The sequence below is a fragment of the Mesorhizobium sp. M7A.T.Ca.US.000.02.2.1 genome, from assembly GCF_003996995.1.
Taxonomy (GTDB): Bacteria; Pseudomonadota; Alphaproteobacteria; order Rhizobiales; family Rhizobiaceae; genus Mesorhizobium.
Map to the genome: position 1 here is coordinate 1 of NZ_RZTT01000930.1, position 405 is coordinate 405.

Sequence of the window (405 nt, forward strand, 5' to 3'; positions counted from 1 at the left end):
ACGATGTCGACCGTGCCCGAACGCATCAGCTCAAGGAATTCGTCGCGGTAGCGGTCGACGCAGAACGAATCCGACAGTGTCATCGACACTTCTCGGCCTGCTGCGTGCGCCAGCTTCGCCGTCTGGCGGATTGCCTCCTTGGCGCGCGGCGGGTCCCACAGATAGCCTTCGAAATAGGTGACCTTGGCGCCAGACGCCTTGTCGGCTTCGACATCCTCGGGGCCAAGCTCGACGCAGGCGCCGAGATAGGTGTTCATCGAGCGCTCGCCGTCGGGCGTGACGAAGATCATCGAGCGCGCCGTCGGCGGCTCACCGTTGAGCGGCGTGGTGTCGAAGGCGACGCCCTGCGCATGGATGTCGTGCGCGTAGATTTCGCCCAGCGCATCGTTGGAGACCTTGCCGAAG

1 protein-coding gene is annotated in these 405 nt (G+C 64.4%); it reads right to left on the reverse strand.

Annotation, left to right across the window (positions count from 1 at the left end; genetic code table 11):
- Positions 1-405: adenosine kinase (locus EOD15_RS35475; protein ID WP_148129865.1), on the reverse strand; the 405-nt coding region annotated here is incomplete at both ends.